General features: G+C 43.7%; 23 protein-coding genes. 13 read left to right on the top strand and 10 right to left on the bottom strand.

The genetic code is table 11. From position 1 onward, the window contains the following. Positions 1 to 3 precede the first annotated feature (3 nt). Together ACSFXN_RS17055 and yhaM are read left to right on the top strand one after the other, a co-directional pair. On the top strand, positions 4 to 2,841 hold the full coding sequence (locus ACSFXN_RS17055; RefSeq protein ID WP_437151332.1) for an AAA family ATPase: 2,838 nt from the start codon (positions 4 to 6) through the stop codon (positions 2,839 to 2,841). Further along, on the top strand, positions 2,841 to 3,779 hold the full coding sequence (gene yhaM, locus ACSFXN_RS17050) for a 3'-5' exoribonuclease YhaM (RefSeq protein ID WP_300993315.1): 939 nt from the start codon (positions 2,841 to 2,843) through the stop codon (positions 3,777 to 3,779). The genes ACSFXN_RS17055 and yhaM overlap by 1 nt, the downstream gene beginning before the upstream one ends. Before the next feature lie 785 nt (positions 3,780 to 4,564). Here the strand turns inward: yhaM and ACSFXN_RS17045 are convergent. From ACSFXN_RS17045 to ACSFXN_RS17015, 7 genes are all read right to left on the bottom strand, one after another. Further along, the gene (locus ACSFXN_RS17045; RefSeq protein ID WP_437151331.1) at positions 4,565 to 5,452 is read right to left on the bottom strand and encodes a peptidylprolyl isomerase; all 888 of its coding nucleotides are present in this window, start codon (positions 5,450 to 5,452) and stop codon (positions 4,565 to 4,567) included. Positions 5,453 to 5,620: 168 nt separating this feature from the next. Beyond that, positions 5,621 to 5,806, bottom strand: coding sequence for a hypothetical protein (locus ACSFXN_RS17040; RefSeq protein WP_300991993.1), 186 nt, complete (start codon positions 5,804 to 5,806; stop codon positions 5,621 to 5,623). 60 nt (positions 5,807 to 5,866) lie between these two features. Continuing rightward, the gene (locus tag ACSFXN_RS17035; RefSeq protein ID WP_300991994.1) at positions 5,867 to 6,412 is read right to left on the bottom strand and encodes a DUF3267 domain-containing protein; all 546 of its coding nucleotides are present in this window, start codon (positions 6,410 to 6,412) and stop codon (positions 5,867 to 5,869) included. A 109-nt stretch (positions 6,413 to 6,521) separates the two neighbouring features. Then, positions 6,522 to 7,079 carry an HTH-type transcriptional regulator Hpr gene (locus tag ACSFXN_RS17030; RefSeq protein WP_300991995.1) on the bottom strand — a complete coding sequence of 186 codons (558 nt, stop codon included), beginning with the start codon at positions 7,077 to 7,079 and terminating at the stop codon, positions 6,522 to 6,524. Between the two features lie 189 nt (positions 7,080 to 7,268). Then, positions 7,269 to 7,667, bottom strand: coding sequence for a YtxH domain-containing protein (locus ACSFXN_RS17025; RefSeq protein ID WP_437151329.1), 399 nt, complete (start codon positions 7,665 to 7,667; stop codon positions 7,269 to 7,271). Positions 7,668 to 7,793: 126 nt separating this feature from the next. Next, positions 7,794 to 8,324 (bottom strand): tryptophan transporter, encoded by a 531-nt coding sequence (locus ACSFXN_RS17020; RefSeq protein ID WP_437151327.1) that lies wholly within the window; start codon positions 8,322 to 8,324, stop codon positions 7,794 to 7,796. A gap of 106 nt (positions 8,325 to 8,430) precedes the next feature. Continuing rightward, a complete protein-coding gene (locus tag ACSFXN_RS17015) occupies positions 8,431 to 8,862 on the bottom strand; it encodes an HIT family protein (protein ID WP_437151325.1) in 432 nt (143 codons plus the stop codon). 105 nt (positions 8,863 to 8,967) lie between these two features. Between ACSFXN_RS17015 and ACSFXN_RS17010 the strand changes: the two genes are divergently transcribed. Both ACSFXN_RS17010 and ACSFXN_RS17005 read left to right on the top strand, forming a co-directional pair. Further along, the gene (locus ACSFXN_RS17010; RefSeq protein WP_300991999.1) at positions 8,968 to 9,717 is read left to right on the top strand and encodes an ABC transporter ATP-binding protein; all 750 of its coding nucleotides are present in this window, start codon (positions 8,968 to 8,970) and stop codon (positions 9,715 to 9,717) included. Beyond that, a complete protein-coding gene (locus ACSFXN_RS17005; protein ID WP_437151323.1) occupies positions 9,701 to 10,900 on the top strand; it encodes an ABC transporter permease in 1,200 nt (399 codons plus the stop codon). The genes ACSFXN_RS17010 and ACSFXN_RS17005 overlap by 17 nt, the downstream gene beginning before the upstream one ends. A gap of 37 nt (positions 10,901 to 10,937) precedes the next feature. Here ACSFXN_RS17005 and ACSFXN_RS17000 read toward each other — a convergent pair whose 3' ends face one another. Both ACSFXN_RS17000 and ACSFXN_RS16995 read right to left on the bottom strand, forming a co-directional pair. Continuing rightward, entirely contained in the window at positions 10,938 to 12,104 is a 1,167-nt protein-coding gene (locus ACSFXN_RS17000; protein WP_437151321.1) for an amidohydrolase, read from the bottom strand. A 176-nt stretch (positions 12,105 to 12,280) separates the two neighbouring features. Next, the gene (locus ACSFXN_RS16995; RefSeq protein ID WP_437151319.1) at positions 12,281 to 12,790 is read right to left on the bottom strand and encodes an antibiotic biosynthesis monooxygenase family protein; all 510 of its coding nucleotides are present in this window, start codon (positions 12,788 to 12,790) and stop codon (positions 12,281 to 12,283) included. 205 nt (positions 12,791 to 12,995) lie between these two features. On the opposite strand from ACSFXN_RS16995, the gene hemE reads away from it, so the two are divergent. The 4 genes from hemE to ACSFXN_RS16975 are packed head-to-tail and all read left to right on the top strand — an operon-like array spanning position 12,996 to position 16,939. Next, positions 12,996 to 14,042, top strand: coding sequence for a uroporphyrinogen decarboxylase (hemE, locus tag ACSFXN_RS16990; protein WP_437151318.1), 1,047 nt, complete (start codon positions 12,996 to 12,998; stop codon positions 14,040 to 14,042). A gap of 44 nt (positions 14,043 to 14,086) precedes the next feature. Continuing rightward, on the top strand, positions 14,087 to 15,004 hold the full coding sequence (gene hemH / locus ACSFXN_RS16985; RefSeq protein WP_437151403.1) for a ferrochelatase: 918 nt from the start codon (positions 14,087 to 14,089) through the stop codon (positions 15,002 to 15,004). A 31-nt stretch (positions 15,005 to 15,035) separates the two neighbouring features. Continuing rightward, positions 15,036 to 16,454, top strand: a complete 1,419-nt coding sequence (gene hemY, locus ACSFXN_RS16980; RefSeq protein ID WP_437151316.1) for a protoporphyrinogen oxidase — start codon at positions 15,036 to 15,038, stop codon at positions 16,452 to 16,454. 14 nt (positions 16,455 to 16,468) lie between these two features. Further along, positions 16,469 to 16,939 carry a FixH family protein gene (locus tag ACSFXN_RS16975; protein ID WP_437151314.1) on the top strand — a complete coding sequence of 157 codons (471 nt, stop codon included), beginning with the start codon at positions 16,469 to 16,471 and terminating at the stop codon, positions 16,937 to 16,939. Between the two features lie 240 nt (positions 16,940 to 17,179). Here ACSFXN_RS16975 and yhfH read toward each other — a convergent pair whose 3' ends face one another. Further along, entirely contained in the window at positions 17,180 to 17,305 is a 126-nt protein-coding gene (gene yhfH / locus ACSFXN_RS16970; protein WP_300992006.1) for a protein YhfH, read from the bottom strand. A gap of 141 nt (positions 17,306 to 17,446) precedes the next feature. On the opposite strand from yhfH, the gene ACSFXN_RS16965 reads away from it, so the two are divergent. From ACSFXN_RS16965 to ACSFXN_RS16945, 5 genes are all read left to right on the top strand, one after another. Continuing rightward, positions 17,447 to 18,439 (top strand): lipoate--protein ligase, encoded by a 993-nt coding sequence (locus tag ACSFXN_RS16965; protein WP_437151312.1) that lies wholly within the window; start codon positions 17,447 to 17,449, stop codon positions 18,437 to 18,439. 73 nt (positions 18,440 to 18,512) lie between these two features. Next, complete coding sequence (locus ACSFXN_RS16960; protein WP_300992008.1) at positions 18,513 to 19,217, top strand: response regulator transcription factor; 705 nt, start codon at positions 18,513 to 18,515, stop codon at positions 19,215 to 19,217. Then, positions 19,217 to 20,320: a sensor histidine kinase gene (locus ACSFXN_RS16955; protein WP_437151311.1), complete on the top strand. Its 1,104-nt coding sequence runs from the start codon at positions 19,217 to 19,219 to the stop codon at positions 20,318 to 20,320. Before ACSFXN_RS16960 ends, ACSFXN_RS16955 begins: the two co-directional genes overlap by 1 nt. Further along, positions 20,223 to 20,996, top strand: coding sequence for an ABC transporter ATP-binding protein (locus tag ACSFXN_RS16950; protein WP_437151309.1), 774 nt, complete (start codon positions 20,223 to 20,225; stop codon positions 20,994 to 20,996). Before ACSFXN_RS16955 ends, ACSFXN_RS16950 begins: the two co-directional genes overlap by 98 nt. Continuing rightward, the gene (locus ACSFXN_RS16945; protein ID WP_437151308.1) at positions 20,968 to 22,905 is read left to right on the top strand and encodes an FtsX-like permease family protein; all 1,938 of its coding nucleotides are present in this window, start codon (positions 20,968 to 20,970) and stop codon (positions 22,903 to 22,905) included. Before ACSFXN_RS16950 ends, ACSFXN_RS16945 begins: the two co-directional genes overlap by 29 nt. The last annotated feature ends 119 nt before the right edge of the window (positions 22,906 to 23,024 follow it).

Here is a 23,024-nt window from a genome sequence, read left to right as displayed (position 1 = left end):
CAGATGAAAATCGAGAAATTAGTCATCTACGGATTCGGCAAGCACCAAGACCGGACAATCACAGTTGACCCCGAAATGTCCATTTTTTATGGAGTAAACGAAGCAGGGAAAACAACAATCCAACAGTTTATCATCCAGACCTTATTTGGTTATCCTACCCGCAATCAGAATATGCAGCGCTATGAGCCTAAGTCGGGCGGCAAGTATGGCGGTCAGCTACATATCAATGATGATGTTTTTGGACGCGTGATTATAGAACGGGTAAAAGGCAAATCCGCCGGGGATGTGACCGTTTATTTTGAAGATGGGACCCGCGGAGCAGATGCGGAATTGAAAATGATTCTGCGTGATTATGACAGAGCTTCATATGAATCCATTTTTTCATTTTCCATCCATGAGCTGCAAGGGCTTGAACGCATGACAGAAAATGAGCTGAGCCGGACTTTGCTCGCTTCCGGGACAACGGGTGTGGACGCCATTACAAAACTGGAAAGCCGTTTAGAAAAAGAAATGGCAGCGGTTTTTAAAAAGTCAGGGCGCAATCCGGAGATCAATCAGATCATCGAAGAATTGAAAAAAATTGAAAGCGAGTTAAAAGAATACAGGTCCCGCACAGAATTATACGGACCGTACTTAAGCCGGCTCCAAGCCATTGAACAGCGCCTGCATGAAATGAATGATGTAGAGAAGAAGTTCAGCGGGCAATTGAAATCACTGGAAAAATGGCAGCAAGCGGCACCGCTGATGGACAAAAAAGACAGTCTGGAAAGAGAAATCAATGAAATAGCCATTTTCGATTTTCCATCAGATGGCAGGCGGCGGATGGATCGTTTGTCAGATCGACTGTCAGAAGTGAAGGCTAAAGTGGACTACACAGAAAAAGAAATGACAGGGATGGCGGGACGGACTGAAGGTCCAGCGGATACGGAAGAGCTCGAGCAAATGCTTGCCAGAGAATCAGAATGGCTTCAGCTGCGCTCAGTGTTGCGCCAGAAAAAAGAAGAGGCCTTAAAACTGGTTGATGAACAGCAAAGAATTCTTGCTTTAATCGGGATGACTGAGGAAGATGCCCTTCAGGCGGATGTTTCTTTAAGCCAAGAAGAACTGCTTCTCGAGCATATTAAAAAAGCGGATTTAGAAGAAGAAGAAAAGCGTTATCGGGACAGAAAATTGGCAGAAGAGAAGAACAAATTGGCAGAAGCAGAAAAAGAGCTAAAGTATTTCTTAAGTGCAGAACCAACAGAAGAAGAACGGGAGCTGGCAGAAGAGTGGATGGCTGCCCAGCCAAAACTAGCCCAGGCTAAAGCGGCCCAACAACTGCAGCAATCAGGCAATTCGCCGACTTTGTTCTATTTGCTTATGGCTCTTGGAATCCTTGGGATCACTGCAGGCCTTGTGCAGACGAACGTTCTAATGGCGGCTCTTGGCATACTGGCAGCTGCAGGGGGAATCTGGTTCGGTTTAACGAACAAAAAACCCGAAAGCCTGTCAAAAGAATACACGAAATTATTGGAGCGCTACTTTGGAAAAGAAGCCGAGCTTGAAGCATTGATGCAAAAATTGGATCGATTTGACCGCAAACTGGACAATTTGCTTGAAAACGTGGATACAGCTAAAGGAAGAGTTGCGGATTTATCTGGAGAAGCAGCAACTCAGACGGCAAAAGAAGCGTATGGTACTTTTCTTCAGCAACTCGGTCTCAATCCGGGTACCAGCCGAAACACGGTGTTAAGTTTGTTTGAAAATCTGCGTCAAGCCCATGCATTTCATTCAAGAGCGCAGCGGATAAACGAAGAGGTTGCAGTTCTTTTACAGCAGCTTCAGGAGTGGCTGGAGCAAGCTTCAGAAATATATGGCAAGCCACTGACTGCGGAGAATCTATATGCTGTCTTACGGTCAGAATTGAATCTTCGCAAGCAGAAACTTGAAGAACATATTAAAGAGCAGGAAAAGAATGCGGGATTACAGGAAAACCTAGAGCAATTGTCTGCTTTATCGGAGCAAATCCAAAAAGAGCAGCAGCATTTATTAACAGAAGCCGGTGCGCAAACAGTTGAAGAATTTTATCGTTTCTGTGATGAGTGGGAGAGAAAAGCTGAGTTGGAAAGAGAGCTGGCACCGATCGAGTCTCAGCTTAAAGCCTTTGGCGATTTTGTGGTCCCGGATGGTTTGGATCATACAAACGCAGAAAGCCATGTGGCGGAGAGTGAAGCCGCTTTGCAGAAGTTAAAAGAAGAGCGCAATATGCTGCTGGCAGAACAAGCAGAAAAACGGCAAACGACGAAATCACTTTTAGAAGATGAAGCGTACGAAGATAAATTGCAACAGTTTGAAGAGAAAAAAGAAGAATTGGCTGAACTTGCAAGACGCTGGTCCATCGATAAAGCAATCATCGCTGCAATTAAACAAACGATGGAAGAGCTGAAAGAAAAGAAATTGCCGGCGGTGATAACTTCAGCACAATCCTATTTCAAGAAGCTGACTTCAGGCGCCTATAACGGACTGGAAATGAACCCGCAAGGATTTTTTGAAGCGGTCCGCAGTGATGGCATGCGTTTTCACATTGCCGAACTGAGTCAAGCGACAAAAGAGCAGGCATATATATCGCTGCGGTTGTCATTGGCCGTGTCCATGCAGTCAAGCCATCCTTTTCCGTTGATCATGGATGACGCCTTTGTTCATTTTGATCGCAGCCGGCTGCAGCAAATGATAAACTTAATAACAGAGCTGCAAGCGAACCATCAATTCATCTATTTTACTTGTCATGAAGCAATGCCGGAAGCTTGGCCGAATGCTTCAGTAATTGACGTGGCTACTATCGAGAGGAGTGTTCGAATATGATAAAAGGAATCACCCAGCGTGCAGTTGGAGAAACGGTTGATGAATTTTTGCTGATCAAGCAGTCAGTAAAAGGCGTCACGACAACCGGTAATCCGTTTATGTCACTTGTACTTCAAGATAAGAGCGGAGATATCGAAGCGAAATTATGGGACACCAAAGACGAACATGAAAAACTATTCGCCGCTGAAACAATTGTCAGGGTGGGAGGAGAAATCCATAATTACCGCGGGAAGAACCAACTGCGCATCAAAAGCATCCGCCCGGCTAAACCGGAAGAAAATCAATCGATTGCCGATTTGCTTCCTTCTTCAGATAAAACGACAGACCAGTTGTTTGAAGAAATTATGCAGTATTTATTTCAAATGGAAAACCCGCATATTCAGCGGATCACCCGCCATATTTTGAAAAAATACCAGCAGCAATTCTTGACGTTCCCGGCAGCAACCAGAAACCATCATGATTATGTCTCTGGGCTCGCTGACCATGTAGTGTCTATGCTGAAAATCGGCAAAGCGCTATACGAGATTTACCCGTCATTAAATAAGGACTTGCTGTATTCAGGCATCATCCTTCATGATGTCGGAAAAGTATTTGAATTGTCAGGTCCGATTGCCACGACCTACACACTTGAAGGGAACTTGCTTGGCCATATCTCCATTATGGTCACGGAAATCTCTAAAACGGCAGAAGAGTTGGATATAGATGGAGAAGAAGTGCTTTTGCTTCAGCATATGGTTTTGTCCCACCATGGAAAAGAAGAGTGGGGAAGCCCGAAAAAGCCGATGATCAAAGAAGCGGAAATCCTCCATTATATAGACAATATCGATGCGAAGATGATGATGCTCGATCGGGCACTGGACAAAGCCAAGCCAGGCGAATTCACGGAGCGCTTATTCCCGTTGGATAACCGGTCATTTTATAAACCTACTATTGAATAGAAAAACTCCCGCTGCAAAGAACGGGAGTTCCAGACTGTAGACAAACTCGAAAGATTCGAGCTGTCTATGGTCTTTTTTATATTGCTTGAAGCAACCCAACCACTGCAGCCGCTTTGAAACGAGCTTGCGCAGGAGCACCTGTTTTGTGGCCGAGGGTTGTGAGGCCAAGTCTTTGCGACGAAGCGCGCAGCGCTGCAGGAGCATAGGGTTTCAGCCGCGGGCGAGCGCCAAGCCGCTTCGTCGCTTACGCTCCTGTTTCTGTCTCTGCATCGCTGCGCTAGCTTCGAGACATGGAAAGCAGGGTCTCGGCTGTCTCCTCGCTTACGCTGCCCCGCAGGCAAGACATTAGCCGACGCCTGCGAGGCTGAGTCTTTGCGACGAGCTTGCGCAGGAGCAGTACGGTTTTCTCCGCTATTTGGCTCCATATCTAGAGAACAGGAAACAACAAAAGAGAGCTTTCTCAAACAAGTCATACTTTTAGATAGTTTCTAAAAGTGGTAAAAGGAAGCTGAATGCAGCGGAAGGCGGCGAAGGGCAAAGATGTGCTCCTGCATCGCTGCGCTAGCTTCGTCGCAAACGAATCGTGCAAAAGTACTTTTGCCCAATTCGCTTTCTGCGGGAACAGTGCGAGTCCTGAGACCCCAGAGGGAGCGCCAGCGAGCGAGGAGGCTCAGGCCGCACCCCGCGAAAAGCTTCCGTCCTGGAGCGAAATGACAGAAGAACATACGAGTTTCTTGACAGCCTAAAAACCCCCACGTTCCAAAGAACGAGGGGGTTTCCATTGCTTATTGAGCTGGTGCAGCTTCAGCGTTGATGATTTCATCAAGGGCGCCTTTTAAATCTTCGTCCTTGATCTCGACATCCGCTTCTTTCATCATTTCAGCGATTTTAGGAACTAAAGTCGTTTGATCTGCTTTTGCAATAGCCAGGTCTGAACGAATTTGCTCTTTCTGATCTTCCAATTTCGGCTGATCTTTAACTTCGCGTTTATCCGTTACCTGGATAATATGGAAGCCGTGCTGTGATTGAACCGGTTCACTGATTTCATCCACTTCTAATGCGTATGCGGCTTCTTCGAACTCAGGCACCATTGCGCCTGTACCGAACCAGTCAAGGCTGCCGCCGTTTGCTGCTGAACCTGTATCAGTTGAGTGCTCTTCAGCAAGGGCTGCAAAATCTCCGCCAGCATCCAATTCTTTTTTCACTTTGTTCGCTGTTTCTTCATCTGCCACTAGAATATGGCGGGCATTCAATTCAGTGCCTTGGCGGTCATACTGCGCTTGAATTTCTTCATCCGTTACTTCAACGCCATCTGTCAAAGCTTTTTCCTGCAATAAATTCAAACGGATCACTTTTTTATAGCTTTCCTCGGTTTGATTGTTTTGTGCTAGGAATTGTTCGAAGCTTTCACCCATTTGCTCTTTATTGCTTTTGAATTCAGCATCAATTTCTTCGTCTGTTACTTCATATTTATCGGCAAGCACTTTTTCAATCATTAAGATTTGAAGTGCCTGATCTCCGACAGAAGTTTTCATTTCTTCATATAAATCTTCGTGTGTAATATCCCCGACTTTTGATTCTACGATAACTTCATCGCTTGATCCACTGTCGCTGCATGCAGCCAACGCAAGAACTGACGCGGCCAAAGACAAGGTAAGTATTGATTTTTTCATTTTTTTCGCTCCCAACTTTCTATCTAAATCCAGTTGTTACTATAACATAAACGTTTAAAAAATCAAAAAGTTTCTTTTTGAAGAGAGAATGCAGCCAATAGAAGGGGTTCACCGCTAATGACCATTAAAACGGGATAAAAAAAGTTCAAATGCCCGAGGCAAATGAACTTAAGGAGTAAATTCTACGCCAACGTACAACGATACCAATAAAATGGTAATCAATATATTGATTGTACGAAAAATTTTCTGGTGGTTTTCTTCAGGAATTTCCCGTGAAGTTACAAGTGCCAATGTCATTCGATTGATCTGAAACAAGTAAAACACAGAGAACATTACTACAAATGCGATAATCATGAGTTTCCTCCCCTCTGACTTTAGGTTCTAGTATAACAAAGACGGGAAGAAAAAACAGGATTAGGCTACCGGTTCAGGAACAAGAATTTCAAAACCTGAATCGGTTTCTTCGATTAACGCATCTTTAGGTGAATGTGCCAAGTTCCGCATATAAACTACATCAGTCAAACATAGCCCGCAGTGATAGGCAAGCAGCATCGCAAAGTAATGGCTGTAGACAGGCATCAGCAAACTCATTACGACAATTGACGTATTGATGAGCAGGAAAGGGGAGGCGAGAGTCAGGATAAAGCGCATTTTTGATACAGGTTCATTGATGTGCAACGAGATCATCGGAAATACTTTAAGCTGTTTTTTTACAATCAATTTTATGCATTTGCGGCAGCCGATGAGCGGCAGGAAATGACATACTTTATGCAATGGATATATTGCAAGAATGGCACCAAGGAATAATAAGAAGTTTTGATCGGACAAAGGATCGGAATAAAGGATGTTCAGCACCACATAGAAGCTCATAAAAACTCCCAATGCGATTAACGCAGACATCATATATAAACGATCGAGCCCGTATTGTTTTTTTACGTTAATGGTTTTCCAGCAGTGCATATTTTGCATCTCCTAAAAGTGAATTTCTCTTTTGATTCGTTACATACAATACAACGAATTGGCAGGAAATGCAATAAAGATTAACATTAAATTTTATAGAGCGTTTTCATCATTTCTCAACCGCTTCAATAATGTGATTTTCTTCATTGAACTTCGATTCAATATTTTTGAATGACGCTTCAAAGATTTCCATGAAATCATCTCCGTAGATGTTGCGGATGACAGCCATGACATCCATGAATTCTGGGAACTTACCGTATAAATCTCTTATAGGCATGGAGCCGTCAATGACGGCATGAGGGGTATCATGATACTTCTCAATCATTTCCTGCATTAAGGCCTCTCCTTTGGGAGTCAACTCTACATATGTATTGCGTTTGTCTGTATCCCGTTTCGAAAAAGCCAATAATTCACGTTCCTCCAGCTTTTTAGAAAAATTAAACGCAGTAGACACATGCATCACTCCGAATTTTGCCACATCGGAAATGGAAGCACCTTTTAAATGATAGGAAATCCATAGAATATGATGTTCATTAATATTTAAATCATAAGGTTTTATCCACAACTGCCAATCTTTTTCGACAGCTTTCCATAATGCTTTTGACAGCTGGCCGATGCGCTGGCTAAACAACATGGCTTCTTTATAGGTATAATTTCGATCGCTCATTAAAGCACCAACTTTCCCCCAAAATGTTTTTCTTTATTATAGCAATAAAGCAAACCTTATTGAAGTGTGAATAATAAAAAAATTTAAAAATATAATAATTAAACCAACAATGTTTGAATTTAACTAACAATGTGAGGTGAAATAAGCTGCGGCAGGCCTGGAAAAAACAAAAAAGCTGCACAAGGCAGCTTATTCGTTGTCGCAATCATCTTTTCTATCTTTTTTGTCACTTTTATCTTTGCTGATGGAATTCTGCAGAGCTTCAATTGCATTTTGGATCGCCAAAATTTCAAGTTGAAGATGTTCTTTTGCTGGAGCGGTGCTTTCCTGCCATTCCTGCATAGACGCTTTTAATCCATCAGTTGCCTCTGGAACGGTGGTTTTCGCTTCATCTGATAGTTTCGCAACAGATTCTTTCAATCCATTCACTTTTTCTTTTACATCTGATAATTTCTCTTTCCAATCCGTGGATGCCGTTTTCACTGAGCTTCTAAGCTCTTTCCCGGATTGAGGAGTTGAAAATAATGTAGCTGCAGCTCCTGCCGCAAGCCCTGTAGCAAGTCCTATAAAAAATGTTGATGCTTTCATTAGCCAAACGCCCCTTTCGTCCTATAACGTTCTTTTCCTTTATTTCACTTAATTAAAACATAAAGATGAATAGGGATTCAATGAAAAAAAGCTTTTCGGCAATATTACTGCCGAAAAGCTTCTATTTTATACGGTTTGTGTAACGGCTGTTTCAAATTTCGAGCGTTTTACAAGTTTGATGACGATCGGATAAATGATCGCAAACGCAACGGCGTTCAAAACGATAGCCGGCAATACCACGGTTAGGAACAAAGCGCCGAAAGGAATTTCTGCACCGATGACAAAAATCGCCGCTGACAGGAAAATCGAACCGGACAATACCGTGCCGAGCCCGCATAAGAAAATAGCAACTGGAAGTTTGGTAACAAATTTTTTCATAATAAGGACCAAGGCTAAAAAGACGAATGCGGTGATGAATTTATCAATGATGTTCGGTAAAAATCCGCCTGGAAATGTTGAAAACAATCCGGATAAAACTCCCGTGGTAACCGCCAGTAAAAACACGGACTTCACATTAGGGAAAAGCAAGATTCCAATAAACATCATCGTTAACATAAAGTCTGGCTTCATCCCGCCGCTAAATCCGGGAATCACCACATAAAGTGCAGCCCCTACACTGACCAGCAACGCCATTAAAACTAAATTCTTCGTATTCATTTTCTCATCTCTCCTCAGCTCTACGCTATTTTTCTTTTCCCGGACGTGCCCTCATAGCCGCCGGCGAAAAAACTTATTCTGATTTTATCCTGTATAGTGCATTAAATCAAGTATTCGAAACTAATTTTTCTTTTACTTGTTCAGCCAGTTCCTGAATACGCTCTGAAGTATATTCTTTTTCTTTTGTGATCCATTTCGCGCCAAAGCCGTCGGTCTGATCATAACGGGGGATAAAGTGCAGATGAAAATGATGCACACTTTGCCCCGCTTTGGCGCCATTGTTATTCAATAGATTCATACCTTCCAGTCCGAAAGTTTCTTTTAAGGCACTGGCAATTTTAGGAGCTACGGAAAACAAATGAGCAGCTTCTTCAGGCGCCAAATCATAAATATACGCCCGATGGGTTTTCGGAATGAGCAGGGTATGGCCTTTAGAAAGCGGCATGATATCCATGAAGGCATAAACATGCTCGTCTTCGTACACTTTCACGCTTGGGATATCGCCGGCAATAATCTTGCAGAAAATACAATTGGTCATTGTCATCATCCTTTCCATTTTTTCCAGTTTATCATATTTAATTGTTGGTAAAAGAAATCAGCGGCCAGTTTTGATACAATAGTTTGAAAGAAAGAGGTGTTTAGATTGGCAATATTAGAAGTCCAGTCCTTGACAGGCGGCTATACAAGAAAGCCTGTATTGCAAGACGTGACGTTTTCAATCAATAAAGGAGAACTGGTCGGTTTGATCGGATTGAACGGAGCAGGGAAAAGTACAACTATCAAGCATATTATTGGTTTAATGCAGCCACAGTCCGGAGAAATCCGCTTAAACGGCAAAACATTCGAAGAAGACATGGATGCTTACCGGTCCTTGTTTACATATATTCCAGAAACACCGGTTCTCTACGAAGAATTAACATTGAGGGAGCATTTAGAACTGACGGCCATGGCGTACAATATCGATTCGGCAGCTTTTGAAAAGCGGTCAGCTGCATTGCTCAAGGAATTCCGTATGGAAAAACGGCTGAAATGGTTCCCGTCCCACTTTTCTAAAGGGATGCGGCAAAAAGTGATGATCATGAGCGCTTTTCTGGTAAATCCGGCTCTTTATATTATCGATGAACCTTTTGTAGGGCTCGATCCACTGGGCATCAAATCATTGCTTGACCAGATGGAACAGCAAAAGAAAAAAGGGGCATCGGTACTGATGTCGACTCATATTCTGTCGACGGCAGAACGCTATTGCGACCGAATTATTTTGTTGCATAATGGGCGCATCCGCGCTATGGGCACCATGAATGACTTGCGGTCAGCATTCAATATGCCGAATGCTTCGTTGGATGATTTATATATTGCGATGACTGAGGATGCTGTCAATGAAGAACTTGCATGAAGTATGGTCCACACGGCTTCAGAAATATACCATTGAAGTCCAGAATTATTTAAAATATGTATTTACCGGACATATTGCTGTCGTCTTGCTTTTCGCTATCGGAGCGGCTGGCTATGCGTATAGCGAATGGGTGCAGAACGTGCCGCCTGATTTTCCGGGAGCCTGGCTGCTTGCGGTCGTTTTCGGACTGCTTTTGGCATACAGTCCACCGACTACATTATTGAAAGAAGCGGATATGGTTTATTTTCTGCCGCTTGAAAGCAAACTGGACCAATTTTTAAAACCGGCATTAAAATGGTCGTTCTTTTCCCAGCTGTACTTGCCGGTGATTGCTTTTGTCGTTTCCTTGCCGATGGTGAACGCCCTGTATGGCTTGCCTTCGTCGCTGCTCATCGGGTTTCCGATATTGGTATTGCTTTTAAAATGGTGGAATGTCCAAACGGAATTCGCATTCAGAAAAGCGCGTGCTGGAGACAAAGCTTGGATAGATCGCTTGGTCCGTTTCACTTTGGTCTTGGTTTTTGTTTATCTCTATGTCAGTGGACAAATGCTGTTTGCGATACTGGTTTTGTTTGCCATCATCATTTATGGGAAATGGGTACAGCAGCAAGCGGCAGGAAAGCCGTTCGCTTACGAGCATTTTATCGCGCTGGAAGAAAACCGGATGCTGCGTTTCTATCAGTTCGCCAATTATTTCACCGATGTCCCGCATATTAAAGGGAAGATTAAAGAGCGCGCTTGGCTAAATTGGGTTTACCGGTTTATCAAGAGAGGGCCGGAAAATGCGCATTATTATTTAATATGGCGGACGTTCATCCGCTCTGATGAATTGTTTTATCTATGGGTGCGGCTGACGGTTATTGCGATGGCAGGAGCTTGGCTCATTCCGTTTCCAATTGCTGTCGTGATCTTTTCGGCTGCGCTCGCTTTCGCATCAGCCATCCAAATTTGGCAGGGCTTAAACCAAACCCAGCATTTCCGGATGGATAATTTGTTCCCGCTTAAAAATTTCAGCAGGGAACGGGCAGTCAGAAAACTTGTCATTGTGATGCAAGTGCTGCAGGCTCTTCTTATTGCTGCGGTACTTTTAATAGCTGGAGCTCCTCTGGTGGCTCTTGTTGCATTTGCAGCAGTATTGATTGTTTCAGCTGCAACGCTGGCTGTATCGAAGAAAAAGAAATAATGAAAATCCCCCGCAAATTGAATTGCGGGGGATTTTCTTATTCATGGGCATTTAATGCAGCAGCCGCCAAGGTTTTAGCGGCTACGAGCATCGCCTCTTCTTTAAAATCGAATTTAGGATGGTGGTGAGGGTAAACATCACCATCCAGCATAGCACCTGTAAAGAAGAAGGTTCCTGGCACATGCTGCAAATAATAAGCGAAATCTTCTCCGCCCATGCTCGGTGCGCAATTGAAAACTTCGGTGACGCCTGGAACGGTTGCCGCAATCTCTTTTAAGTACATCGTTTCTTTCTCGTGATTCACGACAGCCGGGTAACCGCGCATAAAATTGAATTCATACAAGCTGTCAGTTGCAATGCTGGTGCCTTCGATGACGCGCTGCATTTCTTTTTCCATTAATACACGATTCTGTTCGGTGAAGGTACGGACGGTACCGCCAAGTACCGCATTGTCAGCAATGATATTATAAGGGTTCTTTGCGGCAAAGGATGTAACGGAAAGGACAGCTGATTCCAGTGGGTCTACACGGCGGGAAACGAGTTGCTGCAAGTTGGTGACGAGCTGAGAACCGATGACGACAGCATCTTTTGTTTCATGCGGGTTGGCGCCATGTCCGCCGCGTCCTTGAATTTTTATTTCAAATGAATCTGCTGCAGCCATAATCGGTCCTACGCGGCAATCGATTCTGCCAAAAGGCGTAGTGGACCAAAGGTGGGTGCCGAAAATAACGTCTACGCCGTCAAGCGCACCCGCTTCGATCATTGATTTAGCACCGCCTGGAGCCAGTTCTTCTGCATGCTGATGAATCAGAACATAAGTGCCGCTGAGTTCTTTGCGGAAAGTATGCAAAACTTTGCCGAGTATGAGCAATGTGGCTGTATGTCCATCATGGCCACAAGCATGCATGACGCCTGGAACAGTCGATTTATAAGGGACATCTTTCTGGTCTTGGATGGAAAGTGCATCAAAGTCAGCGCGCAAAGCGACAGTCTTTCCGGGTTTACTGCCCCGGATGGTGGCGACAACTCCATTTCCACCGACCCCATGCTTTACTTCTACGCCAAGCTGTTCATAAAAATGCCGGATGTAATAAGCAGTTTTAGTTTCATTGAAAGAAGGTTCCGGATGCATATGCAGATGTCTGCGGATGTCTACCATTTCTTCATAGCTTGAATCTAATTCTTCATAAATTTTCTCAATCATTTTGTAAACCCCTTTCAATTGTCAAAATAATGTTACTTAAATGATAGCACAAAAAAAAGAGCATTTAGCTCTTTTTTAATGTGTGAGATTCGAATAGCAAACTATGAAGCAAGCTATGTTCCACATATAACGGCGCTTTGCTGCAAAGGCATCAAGTCTTTCAATTAATGAAGAGCTTATTCCTCTTCCGGTTTTGCTTTATAGGTGGTGATATAAGAAGCGCCAGAGAAAATATTCGGCCGTTTTTCTCCCGCATTATCTGCAGGTTTTGCATGTGCTTTGGAAAAGGCTTGAGATTCTTTCCATTTCTCGAAGAATGCCGGTGATTCCCATTCAGTCAAAACCACATACGTATCCGAATCACGTGGGCGCAAGACGCGGAAAGCGATATAGCCAGGTTCGTTCTCAATCGCTCCTGCACGATTTTTAAAGCGGTGCTCGAAAATCGGGCGGCCTTCATCCGTCACTGGGATATTATTGAAGACAAAAAAGCCTTTTTCTTTAAAAGTTCCTGTACCGTCCACGACTTCGTAGCGGCGAGGGGTTTGAAAGATGGTCTTGCCATCTGTTTCGTGGAGCAGCAAAGTGGTGTTTTCCCCCTGCATTAATACCATGGTTTCATTGGGGTGTTTTTCACGCATTTTCTTCATGTAATCGTAAGTTCCTGTGGTCATATATAAATTCATCAAAATTCCTCCTTGAACAAGTCTTTTACTATATACGATTCCCTCAAAACATTAGCTGAAACACAAAATGGCGAACCGGTGAAGGCAGAAGCGTCTAATTTATGACATTTGATTAAGGAATCTATACAATAGAAAACATAAAGTCTATAGTATATACGGATATAGACTGCATAAGATGAAACGATCTGAAGGGATGAATATTAAAATGACAGCATTTAATGACACATTTTTGAAGGCGGCGCGTGGAGAAAAAGCCGATCACACACCTGTATGGTTTATGAGGCAAGCTGGCCGTTCTCAGCCGGAGTACCGAAAAATCAAAGAAAAATACTCGTTAGAAGAAATTACACATCAACCGGAACTTTGCGCTTATGTGACAAAGCTTCCTGTCGACCAATACAATGTGGATGCCGCTGTTTTATATAAAGACATCGTAACTCCATTGCCGGCGATTGGTGTAGATGTGAAAATCAAATCGGGTGTTGGCCCTGTTATCGACAATCCGATCCGGACAATGGCGGATATTGAACGATTGGGCGAGATCAATCCTGAGAAAGATGTGGATTTTGTACTGGAAACAATCCGCATTCTGACAAAGGAACAATTGAATGTTCCGCTGATCGGCTTTTCAGGGGCACCATTTACGCTTGCGAGCTATATGATCGAAGGAGGACCATCGAAAAGCTATAACAAAACCAAAGCTATGATGGTGTCTCAGCCGGAAATGTGGTTTTTATTGATGGATAAGCTTGCTGATACGATCATCCCTTACGTAAAAGCACAAATCAAAGCGGGTGCGAAAATTATTCAGATATTTGATTCATGGGTAGGAGCTTTGAATGTGGAAGATTACCGCATATTCATCAAACCGGTAATGGAACGCATTTTCGCTGAGCTTCGCACAGAAGGCGTACCGCTTATCATCTTTGGCGTTGGCGCAACCCACCTTGCAAAAGAATGGCACGACCTTCCAGTGGACATAGTCGGCTTGGACTGGCGTTTGCCAATTTCAGAAGCACGCGCTATGGGATTGACGAAAACCCTTCAAGGGAACTTTGATCCTTCTTATTTGCTGGCAGACTGGCCAATCATCGAAAAACGGGCAAAAGCAATTTTGGATATGGGCTTGCAGCAAGATGGCTACATTTTCAATCTTGGTCACGGGGTATTCCCGGAAGTGCAGCCTGATACATTGAAGCGTTTGACTTCGTTTGTACATGAATACAGCGCTGCCCATAAAGCACGCAATTAATTGAATGACAAATTTCCTTTGAGGTGATCAGATTGAAAAAGACAATGGGATTATTGGTAATGGCGTATGGTACGCCTTATGAAGAAGCGGATATCGAACGTTATTACACGCACATCCGACATGGCCGCAAACCAAGCGAGGAAAGCCTGGAAGATTTGCGCAGCCGCTATAAAGCAATCGGGGGGCTTTCGCCGCTTGCGAAAATTACGCAAGATCAAGCGCAAGCACTTTGCAGCCGTTTGAATGAAGTACAAGATGACATCGATTTTAAAGTTTATCTTGGCTTGAAGCACATTGAACCGTTTGTAGAAGACGGAGTTGAAGCAATGCAGCGCGACGGCATTACAGAAGCGGTTTCCATTGTATTGGCACCTCATTTCTCTACATTCTCTGTAAAATCATATAATGGCCGGGCTGCAGAAGCAGCAGAAAAAGCAGGAATCTCCTTAACGTCTGTTGAAAGCTGGTATCAAGAGCCGAAATTCATCCAATACTGGAGCGAAAAAGTAGGCGCGGCTTTCGCTGAAATGTCTGAAGGAGAGCGGGAAAAAGCCTGCTTGATCGTTTCCGCGCATTCTTTGCCGGAAAAAATCATTGCAAATGGCGACCCTTATCCGGAGCAGTTAAAAGAAACCGCGGCATTGATATCAGAAGCTGCAGGAATCGAAAATGTAGAAGTCGGCTGGCAAAGTGCCGGGCAAACTCCAGAGCCTTGGATTGGTCCGGATGTCCAGGATTTGACGCGTGAATTATTTGTCCAAAAAGGATATACTTCTTTTGTTTATACGCCAGTCGGCTTTGTGGCTGACCATTTAGAAGTATTATTCGATAATGATTACGAGTGCAAAGTAGTATGCGACGAAATCGGAGCGACTTACAGACGCCCGGAAATGCCAAACGTCCAGCCTTTGTTTATCGACGGTTTGGCGGACGTAGTTTTAAAGAAATTAGCAGAAAAATAATAGAATTTCATTAGCGAAAGAGAGGCGAAACGTGACGGAACGAACGCGAAAAGTAGCAGTCGTGGGCGGAGGAATCACAGGTCTGTCTGCTGCTTACTATTTACAAAAACAAGCGAAAGAGCAAAACATTTCGTTGGAGGTTACGTTAATCGAAGCAACACACCGTTTAGGCGGTAAAATTCAGACGCTTCGTAAAAACGGTTTTGTGATAGAGCGTGGACCTGACTCGTTTCTCGCCCGAACAAATAGCATCAATCTATTAGCCAAGGAATTAGGGATCGATGATCAATTGATTGAAAGCGGAGCGGGTAAAACCTATGTGATGGTTGAAGATAAACTGCATCCTGTACCGGAAGGTTCTGTAATGGGAGTGCCGACTGCATTTGGTCCATTCCTTACTTCGAGTCTGTATTCCTGGAGCGGTAAAATTCGTGCAGTTGGTGACTTGGTATTGCCTAAGTCTCCTGCTGCAACGGACCAGCCGGTGGGACCATTTGTCCGTCGCCGTTTTGGTACGGAAGTTGTTGAAAACTTGATCGAGCCACTGTTTTCTGGATACTTCTCGGGGGATATTGACCGGTTGAGCATAAATGCCACATTTCCGGCATTCTATGAAATCGAACAGCAGCATCGCAGTTTGATTTTCGGAATGAAAAAAAACGGGAATATTCTACCGGAAGAATTTACTACCGATAAGAACGGGGTTTTTCAAACATTCCAGCATGGTTTAGAAACGTTAGTGGCAGCACTGGAAAAAGAACTTTCCGCTAGTACCGTTTTAAAAGGTGTGAAAGTGGAAAGCATTGAAAACGACAATGCTAAAGCCGTGCTGACATTAAATAACGATTCAACGATCATTGCGGATGACGTGATTTTTGCACTTCCGCATTCGAAAGTTCAATCGTTGTTTGAACCTTATGGCTTAATGAAAGAATTGAAGGAAATGCCGGCGACGTCAGTGGCAACTGTATCCATGGCTTTTCCCGCTGAAGCGGTCAAGCAATACACGGATAATGCAATCGGTTTTGTGGTTTCGCGAAACAGCGATTTTGCTATTACGGCATGTATTGCCTCACATTGCAAGTGGCCATCGCAAACTCCGGACGGAAAAATGCTGTTCAAGGCATTTATCGGCCGTGTTGGCGATGAAGCCGTTGTGGAATTATCAGACAAAGAAATTGAAAAAACTGTCTTGGCGGATTTGAGGAAATCGATGGCAATCGAAGCAGATCCGGAATTCACAATCGTTTCCCGTTGGAAAGAAGCAATGCCGCAATATTTAGTCGGGCATAAAGAACGCATTGAAAAAATGCGAAAAGAAATGAAAACAGCTTTTCCCATGGTTCAAATGATCGGAAGCTCATTTGAAGGATATGGGCTGCCTAGTTGTGTTGACCAAGGTGCAGCCGCAGCCCGCGAAATCATTGAACGATGCCATGTGGAACAATAAAGCGGAGGTACGATATGAAGAAGTTAATTTGGCTGGCATTGCCTTTTTTGCTGCTCGCAGCATGCGGCAGTGAGGAAGCCGATTCTGCAGGGGCAGGAAATTCGCTGGAAGAAATAGTGGTGGAAATCAATACGCCTGAAACTGCAGAAGCAGCAGAAGAAGTGGTTTTGTCTGCTTCAGTAACACAAGGCGATGAAGCGGTAGAAGATGCGGATGAAGTCGTTTATGAAGTGTGGCAATCCGGACACCGTGACAGTGGAGAAATGATTGAAGCTGAACATACGGGGAATGGTGTATACGAAGCAGAAACGGTTTTTGAAGAAGAAGGCCTTTATTTCATGCAGGCCCATACCAGCGCACGCCGTCTGCATGTGATGCCGAAGCAGGAAATAACAGTAGGAGATCCAGATCCGGCTTCCATTGTGCCTGACGACAGTGAAGATTCAGAAGGCATGGACAAGATGGAAGATCATTCTGGTCATTGAGGTAAATAGAGAACCGGCTGCATCATGCAGCCGGCTTTTGTTATTTTAGATGAACTTAAGAAATAGTGTGATCTTCACTGCTCGTCGCGGAAGTCCTGCCCAAAGAGGCCGAAGCGGTGTAGTAGTGGGTCATTCTTTATACATTTAAAATAGTACAGAAATTAATACAGCAAAATCATCTCCAAACAAAAATAAAAGAAGCGGACGCTGATTGACAGCGTCCGCTTCTTTTATGGATTCTTATAGATTATTGCACGATTCACATTGGCTACCATAACATTCATGCTGTTCTTCAACTTTTTCTCCACAATTCGAGCATTGTTTCGGGGGCAGATTCTTGAAAAATTCCACTACGTTTTCAATCATTTGTTCCAGCTCCTTTGTTATAGTACTGTGTTGGTTTATTGAATTGTATTATAACAGAAAGAGTTCGTCAACCCTTAATCGTGAATTTTTTTAAATAATCCGTTAAACTAGAGAAAGAATGAACTTCAAAGGAGAGAAATTATGTATTTTGTAGATAATAAGGGCATTACTGATCCGCGCATTAACTTGGCAATCGAAGAGTATTTATTGAAAACGATGGATGTCGAAAAAGATCCATTTTTACTGTTTTACATAAATGAACCCTCCATTATCATCGGGAAAAACCAGAACACCGCTGAAGAAATCAATACCGATTATGTTGATTCAAATGGCATCCATGTGGTCCGCCGGTTGTCAGGCGGCGGTGCGGTTTACCACGACCTCGGAAACTTGAATTACAGCTTTATCACCGTCGACGACGGCAATAGCTTCCGCAACTTCCGAAAATTCACGGAACCTGTAGTGCGCGCTTTGCATAGCCTTGGCGTCAATGCAGAACTTTCAGGACGCAATGATTTGATCGTGGAAGGCCGCAAGATTTCAGGGAATGCCCAGTTCTCGACCCGTGGCCGAATGTTTAGCCATGGAACGCTGATGTTTGATACAGAAATAGATGCAGTCGTCTCCGCATTGAAAGTCAGCAAAGAAAAAATCGAATCAAAAGGCATCAAGTCCATCCGCAGCCGCGTGGCCAATATTTCAGAGTTTTTAAAAGAGCCGATGACTGTTACGGAATTCCGTTCTGCTATTCTAGCTTCATTGTTTGAAGGTGAAGAAAACATTCAGTACTGGGAATTGACTGATCAAGATTGGGAAAACATCCGTGAGCTTTCGAAAGAGCGATATGGCAACTGGGACTGGAACTACGGCAAATCCCCTAAATTCAATGTGAAGCATTCTCACCGTTTCCCTGTCGGCGGTATTGATGTCCGCCTTCAAGTAGAAAACGGAATCGTACAGGATGCCAATATTTACGGCGACTTTTTCGGAGTAGGCGATGTATCTGAAATCGAACAAGCCATCACAGGGATCAAGTATGAACGGGCATCGCTGGATGAAGCCATCAGCAATTTCGATATTCCAAAATATCTCGGCGGCATCACAAAAGAAGAGTTTTTAAAATTAATTTATTAAGAATTCATGAAGAGCCTGCTATTGAGCAGGCTCTTTTGTTAAAATGGAAAGAAACAGGAAAGGGGGAATCGATGTGGCAGCTCAACGGATTTTCATCGTAGAAGATGATTTGAAAATTGCGGCATTGCTGGCTGAAACTTTGCGCAAATACCATTACGAAGTGGAAACCGCGAAAGATTTCGACCGCATCCTCGATGAGTTTGAAGTATTTGATCCCCATATGGTTCTGCTTGATATAAACTTGCCTTCTTATGATGGGTATTATTGGTGCCGTCAGCTGCGTCAAATATCCACTTGCCCTATATTATTCATATCAGCCAGATCTGGAGAAATGGATCAGGTATTTGCTTTGGAGAATGGCGGAGATGATTTCATCACGAAACCTTTCCATTATGAAATCGTCCTTGCAAAAATAAGAAGTCATCTGCGCAGGGCCTATGGGGAATACGCACCAAAACAAGAAGAGCGTTCTGTGAAAGCGGGCCGCATTGCTTTATTTCTGGAGCGAATGGAGCTTCACGTCAAAACAATTATCATCCCATTGCAGAAAAAAGAATGCACAATCATGGAATTGCTGCTGTCCCAGTTTCCAAAAGTAGTGACGCGTGAGCAGCTGCTGGAAGAATTATGGGATGATCAAGCTTTTGTTGATGAGAACACATTAAATGTAAACATGACGCGCGTTCGGAAAAAATTGGCTGACTATGAAGTGCTTTCATCAATCGAAACAGTTCGGGGATCCGGTTATCGCTTGCTGATCCATGAGGAGGAACTGTAATGTTCCGACTGTTCTTTAAAGAGCACGCAGCTTTTATCGTCTTTCAAGTTGTCTTAGTGGCTTTTATCATGGCGCTTTATTGGCTGGATGGCTTTCGCAATTTGGATACAGCCATTTATTCTTTTGTGATTAGCACGCTATTAGTCGGTACTTTTCTGGCTGCCCGTTTCGTTAAGAGATATCATTTCTACCGAAAAATCCTGGCCATTCCGGAAAACATGGAACACGCGATACAACGGGAAGGAAAATCGCCTGAACAGCTTCAAAGTGAAAAATATTTACAAGAGCTGTACCGTCTTTACCAAAATGAAGCGCAGGCGCTTTATGCAACTCAAAAACGCCATTTGCAATTTATGAACCAATGGGTGCATCAGATGAAAACGCCTTTATCCGTGATGCAGTTATTGCTGCAGGAAGAAGGGGAACTCGACAAAAACAGCGTCCGGGAAGAAGTGGATCGGCTGAAGTCAGGGCTTGATACCGTCTTGATGAATGCGCGTCTTGATACATTTGAAGAAGATATGCAAATTGAACAAATTTCTCTGCGCACCTTGGTGTCAGAAACCATCACAGAAAATAAACGTTTGTTCATTTCTAAACGCATTTATCCTGAAATTGATATGGCGGAAGACTGTATGGTGGCGACTGATAAAAAGTGGATGAAGTTCATTTTTAGCCAGTTTTTGACAAATTCTTTAAAATACACATTTGAACCGAATAAAAAAGTGTACATTCATGCAGAATGTGCAGATGGCCATGCGGTTTTAACCATTCGAGATGAAGGCATCGGCATCCCATCATCCGATTTGCCGCGCATCACAAAAGCTTTTTTCACCGGCGAGAATGGTCGTAAAATAGGGGAATCGACCGGCATGGGCTTATATTTGGCCAAAGAAGTATGTGAAAAACTTGGGCATAAATTGGCCATTTCCTCAGTCCATGGACAAGGCACGACGGTATCGGTGTCGTTCTACAACCAAGACATACCAACAGGAGGAAAAGACGATGTCGTTATTGAAAATCGACGAAGTGACGAAGGTGTACGAGGGGAAAGTCACACATCGGGCACTGAATCAGCTGAGCTTCGAAGTGGAAAAAGGTGAGTTTCTCGCTGTTATGGGACCATCCGGGAGCGGAAAAACAACGTTGCTGAATTTGATTTCCACTATCGATACACTGACTGCTGGTGAAATTCTGATTGATGGGGTTAATCCGCATCGCCTGGATAAAAATGATTTAGCATTATTCAGAAGACGCAAACTCGGCTTTGTTTTTCAGGATTTCAATTTGCTGCAAATGCTGACAGTTGAAGAGAATCTTGTCTTGCCGCTGACGCTCGATTATGTGCCGACCAATGAAATGGCATTGCGGGTGCTGGAGCTTGCCAAACGGCTCGATTTGACTTCGATACTTCATAAACGCCCCAACGAAATTTCAGGCGGGGAAGCACAGCGCACAGCAATCGGGCGTGCACTTATTCACAAACCGGCCATTATTCTGGCGGATGAACCGACGGGCAACCTGGATTCAAAAGCTTCCCGTGACGTGCTGGACTTATTGTCAAAAGTCAGTGCCAACGAAGGGGCTACCATTGTGATGGTTACCCACGACCCCATCGCCGCCAGCTATTGTGATCGGGTCTTGTTTATCAAAGACGGTGAATTTTTCAATGAAATATACGGCGATGAACGCCGCCAGACGTTCTATCAAAGAATCTTGAATGTTCTATCCTTGCTTGGGGGAAATGTGAATGACCTTTCGGCAACTCGCTTACCATAACGTCCTTCGAAACCGGCGGAGCTACGCCGCTTTTTTTCTGGCCAGTGTTTTTTCCGTTATGGTGTTTTTTGTTTACTCGATGTTTATTTTTCATCCGCTTTTTAAAGAAGACGGATTGCAGGAATTAGCCGTCCGCGGCATGTTCATCGCAGAAATTGTATTATATGTTTTCACACTGTTTTTCTTATTGTATTCCATGAGCGCCTTTTTGCAGGCACGTTCTAAAGAATTTGGCATTCTGATGCATTTGGGGATGACAAAAAAACAATTGAACAAATTGATTTTCTTCGAAACAATCATTCTCGGCGCTGTTTCGACTATAGCTGGGATTGCTCTTGGTTTTGCCTTCTCCAAGTTCTTCTTTATGATAGGACGCGAAATCATGGAACTGGAATCCTTGCCGCTCTATGTTTCATGGAAGCCTTTTGCATTGACTATAGGAGCTTTCACCAGTTTGTTCATCATCATTTCCTTTATCAGTGTTGCGTTTATCCGGACAAAAGGAATCTTGGATTTGCTGCAGGGCTATTGGAAAACGGAAGAAGTATCAAATGTGTCAAAAGTATTATCAGTTCTTGGAATCGTACTTCTTATATGTACATATATTTTAGCTTCCATTGTGACTGATAAAACCGTTTATCAACTGGCAGTGATCATACCGCCGCTTGCTACGCTCGGAACTTATTTGTTTTTTACCCATTCGATTCATTCGATGCTGAATATATACAAGCGGAAAAAAGGGATTTACTGGCACAAAACACGTCTTGTATCTCTTGCTGAAGCTTCGGTGAAACTAAAAGACAGCGCCCAGATGTTTTTTATCGTGACGATTGTGTCGACAGTCGCTTTCTTGACGGTAGGGACATTGGCTTCTTTCATGTCTTATACAGGAGATTTCCGGGAATCCAACCCATTGGGACTGGTTTATATTTCATTCCAGGGCAATGAAGCAGAGCAGGAACACATAGAAGGGCTGACTTCGCAATTAGAAGAAAAGCAATTGGCCTATGATCTGGTGCCCATTCCTATAAAACGCCAAACTTCAGCATTAACTGGGAATGACGTGGATATTGTCCCGGCCTCACAGTTCAACCGTTTAGCTTTTGCGCTCGATTTTGAACCGGTTTATCCTGAACGAGGGAAAGGGCTGTTTATTCCATACTCAAGAGAATCGTTAAAAGAGTTGGAAAACCTGACTTCCCAAACCACTTTGGTGGAAAGCGGCATCTCGTTGTCAATTGATGAAGTTTATCAGCGAATTATGTTTCCGAACCATACGATGAATGTAAACAGCATCGTCGTTAATGACGAAGACTATGAAGCAATAGATGAACCGCTTGCCGGCTATGCACGAGGAGAATCAACTTTTACTTATTATGCTTTTGCCATCCCTGAGTGGGAAGAAACAGTGACGGTCGGTGAAGAGTTGACTGAGCTGATGCAACAAGCGATAGCAAAGGCGGATTTCAGCAATGTGAATTTCTTCTTTGAAAATCCTGGGGAAGATTATCGATGGTTCAAGTCGTCCTTTGCGATTCTCTTATTCATCGGTGTGATGGTAGCGGCTGTGTTCTTGCTGGCAGCCGGCAGCTTTATTTACTTCAAGCTTTATACAGGGCTCGAACGTGACCGGAAACAATATTTGCTGCTGGTCCGCCTTGGCATGACAGAAAAGGAACTCGGAAAAATTGTCAACCGGCAGCTGATTCCTCAATTCTTTTTGCCTTGGGCAGTAGCGCTGCTTCACAGTACGTTCGCTTTCATCTCACTTCAAGTAGTATGGGATGAATTTGCCGAATTATCGATTTTGGGCGAAATGGTCCTTGTATTGAGCGGCTTTACAGTTGCTCAAATCTTGTATTTCTTTTTAATACGCTGGCGTTACATCGCCCATCTGCAAGCATCGTAATTTTACGATGCTTTTTGTGTTGTTGGGAAAGCTGAAAATCATTTTGAATGGAGTCGCTAAACCGATATTCCATGAAAAAGCTCAGAAGCTATTGCGTAGGCCTTATTAAATCGCGAACC

The organism is Planococcus sp. 1R117A (assembly GCF_051417975.1).
Taxonomy (GTDB): Bacteria; Bacillota; Bacilli; order Bacillales_A; family Planococcaceae; genus Planococcus; species Planococcus shenhongbingii.
The sequence above is the reverse complement of the archived record's forward strand: the minus strand, read 5'-3'. Positions and strand labels throughout refer to the sequence as shown.

Bases quoted from the DNA above. Each gene is read 5' to 3' on its own strand.
- ACSFXN_RS17030 (WP_300991995.1), bottom strand. From the start codon at position 7,079: ATGAGCGATCGAAATTATACCTATAAAGAAGCCATGTTGTTTAGCCAG.
- ACSFXN_RS17055 (WP_437151332.1), top strand. From the start codon at position 4: ATGAAAATCGAGAAATTAGTCATCTACGGATTCGGCAAGCACCAAGAC.
- hemE (WP_437151318.1), top strand. From the start codon at position 12,996: ATGACAGCATTTAATGACACATTTTTGAAGGCGGCGCGTGGAGAAAAA.
- ACSFXN_RS17000 (WP_437151321.1), bottom strand. From the start codon at position 12,104: ATGATTGAGAAAATTTATGAAGAATTAGATTCAAGCTATGAAGAAATG.
- ACSFXN_RS16950 (WP_437151309.1), top strand. From the start codon at position 20,223: ATGTCGTTATTGAAAATCGACGAAGTGACGAAGGTGTACGAGGGGAAA.
- hemH (WP_437151403.1), top strand. From the start codon at position 14,087: ATGGGATTATTGGTAATGGCGTATGGTACGCCTTATGAAGAAGCGGAT.
- ACSFXN_RS17020 (WP_437151327.1), bottom strand. From the start codon at position 8,324: ATGAATACGAAGAATTTAGTTTTAATGGCGTTGCTGGTCAGTGTAGGG.
- ACSFXN_RS17025 (WP_437151329.1), bottom strand. From the start codon at position 7,667: ATGAAAGCATCAACATTTTTTATAGGACTTGCTACAGGGCTTGCGGCA.
- ACSFXN_RS17035 (WP_300991994.1), bottom strand. From the start codon at position 6,412: ATGCACTGCTGGAAAACCATTAACGTAAAAAAACAATACGGGCTCGAT.
- ACSFXN_RS17040 (WP_300991993.1), bottom strand. From the start codon at position 5,806: ATGATTATCGCATTTGTAGTAATGTTCTCTGTGTTTTACTTGTTTCAG.
- yhfH (WP_300992006.1), bottom strand. From the start codon at position 17,305: ATGATTGAAAACGTAGTGGAATTTTTCAAGAATCTGCCCCCGAAACAA.
- ACSFXN_RS16945 (WP_437151308.1), top strand. From the start codon at position 20,968: ATGACCTTTCGGCAACTCGCTTACCATAACGTCCTTCGAAACCGGCGG.
- ACSFXN_RS16995 (WP_437151319.1), bottom strand. From the start codon at position 12,790: ATGAATTTATATATGACCACAGGAACTTACGATTACATGAAGAAAATG.
- ACSFXN_RS17045 (WP_437151331.1), bottom strand. From the start codon at position 5,452: ATGAAAAAATCAATACTTACCTTGTCTTTGGCCGCGTCAGTTCTTGCG.
- ACSFXN_RS16965 (WP_437151312.1), top strand. From the start codon at position 17,447: ATGTATTTTGTAGATAATAAGGGCATTACTGATCCGCGCATTAACTTG.
- ACSFXN_RS17005 (WP_437151323.1), top strand. From the start codon at position 9,701: ATGAAGAACTTGCATGAAGTATGGTCCACACGGCTTCAGAAATATACC.
- ACSFXN_RS17015 (WP_437151325.1), bottom strand. From the start codon at position 8,862: ATGACCAATTGTATTTTCTGCAAGATTATTGCCGGCGATATCCCAAGC.
- ACSFXN_RS16955 (WP_437151311.1), top strand. From the start codon at position 19,217: ATGTTCCGACTGTTCTTTAAAGAGCACGCAGCTTTTATCGTCTTTCAA.
- ACSFXN_RS16975 (WP_437151314.1), top strand. From the start codon at position 16,469: ATGAAGAAGTTAATTTGGCTGGCATTGCCTTTTTTGCTGCTCGCAGCA.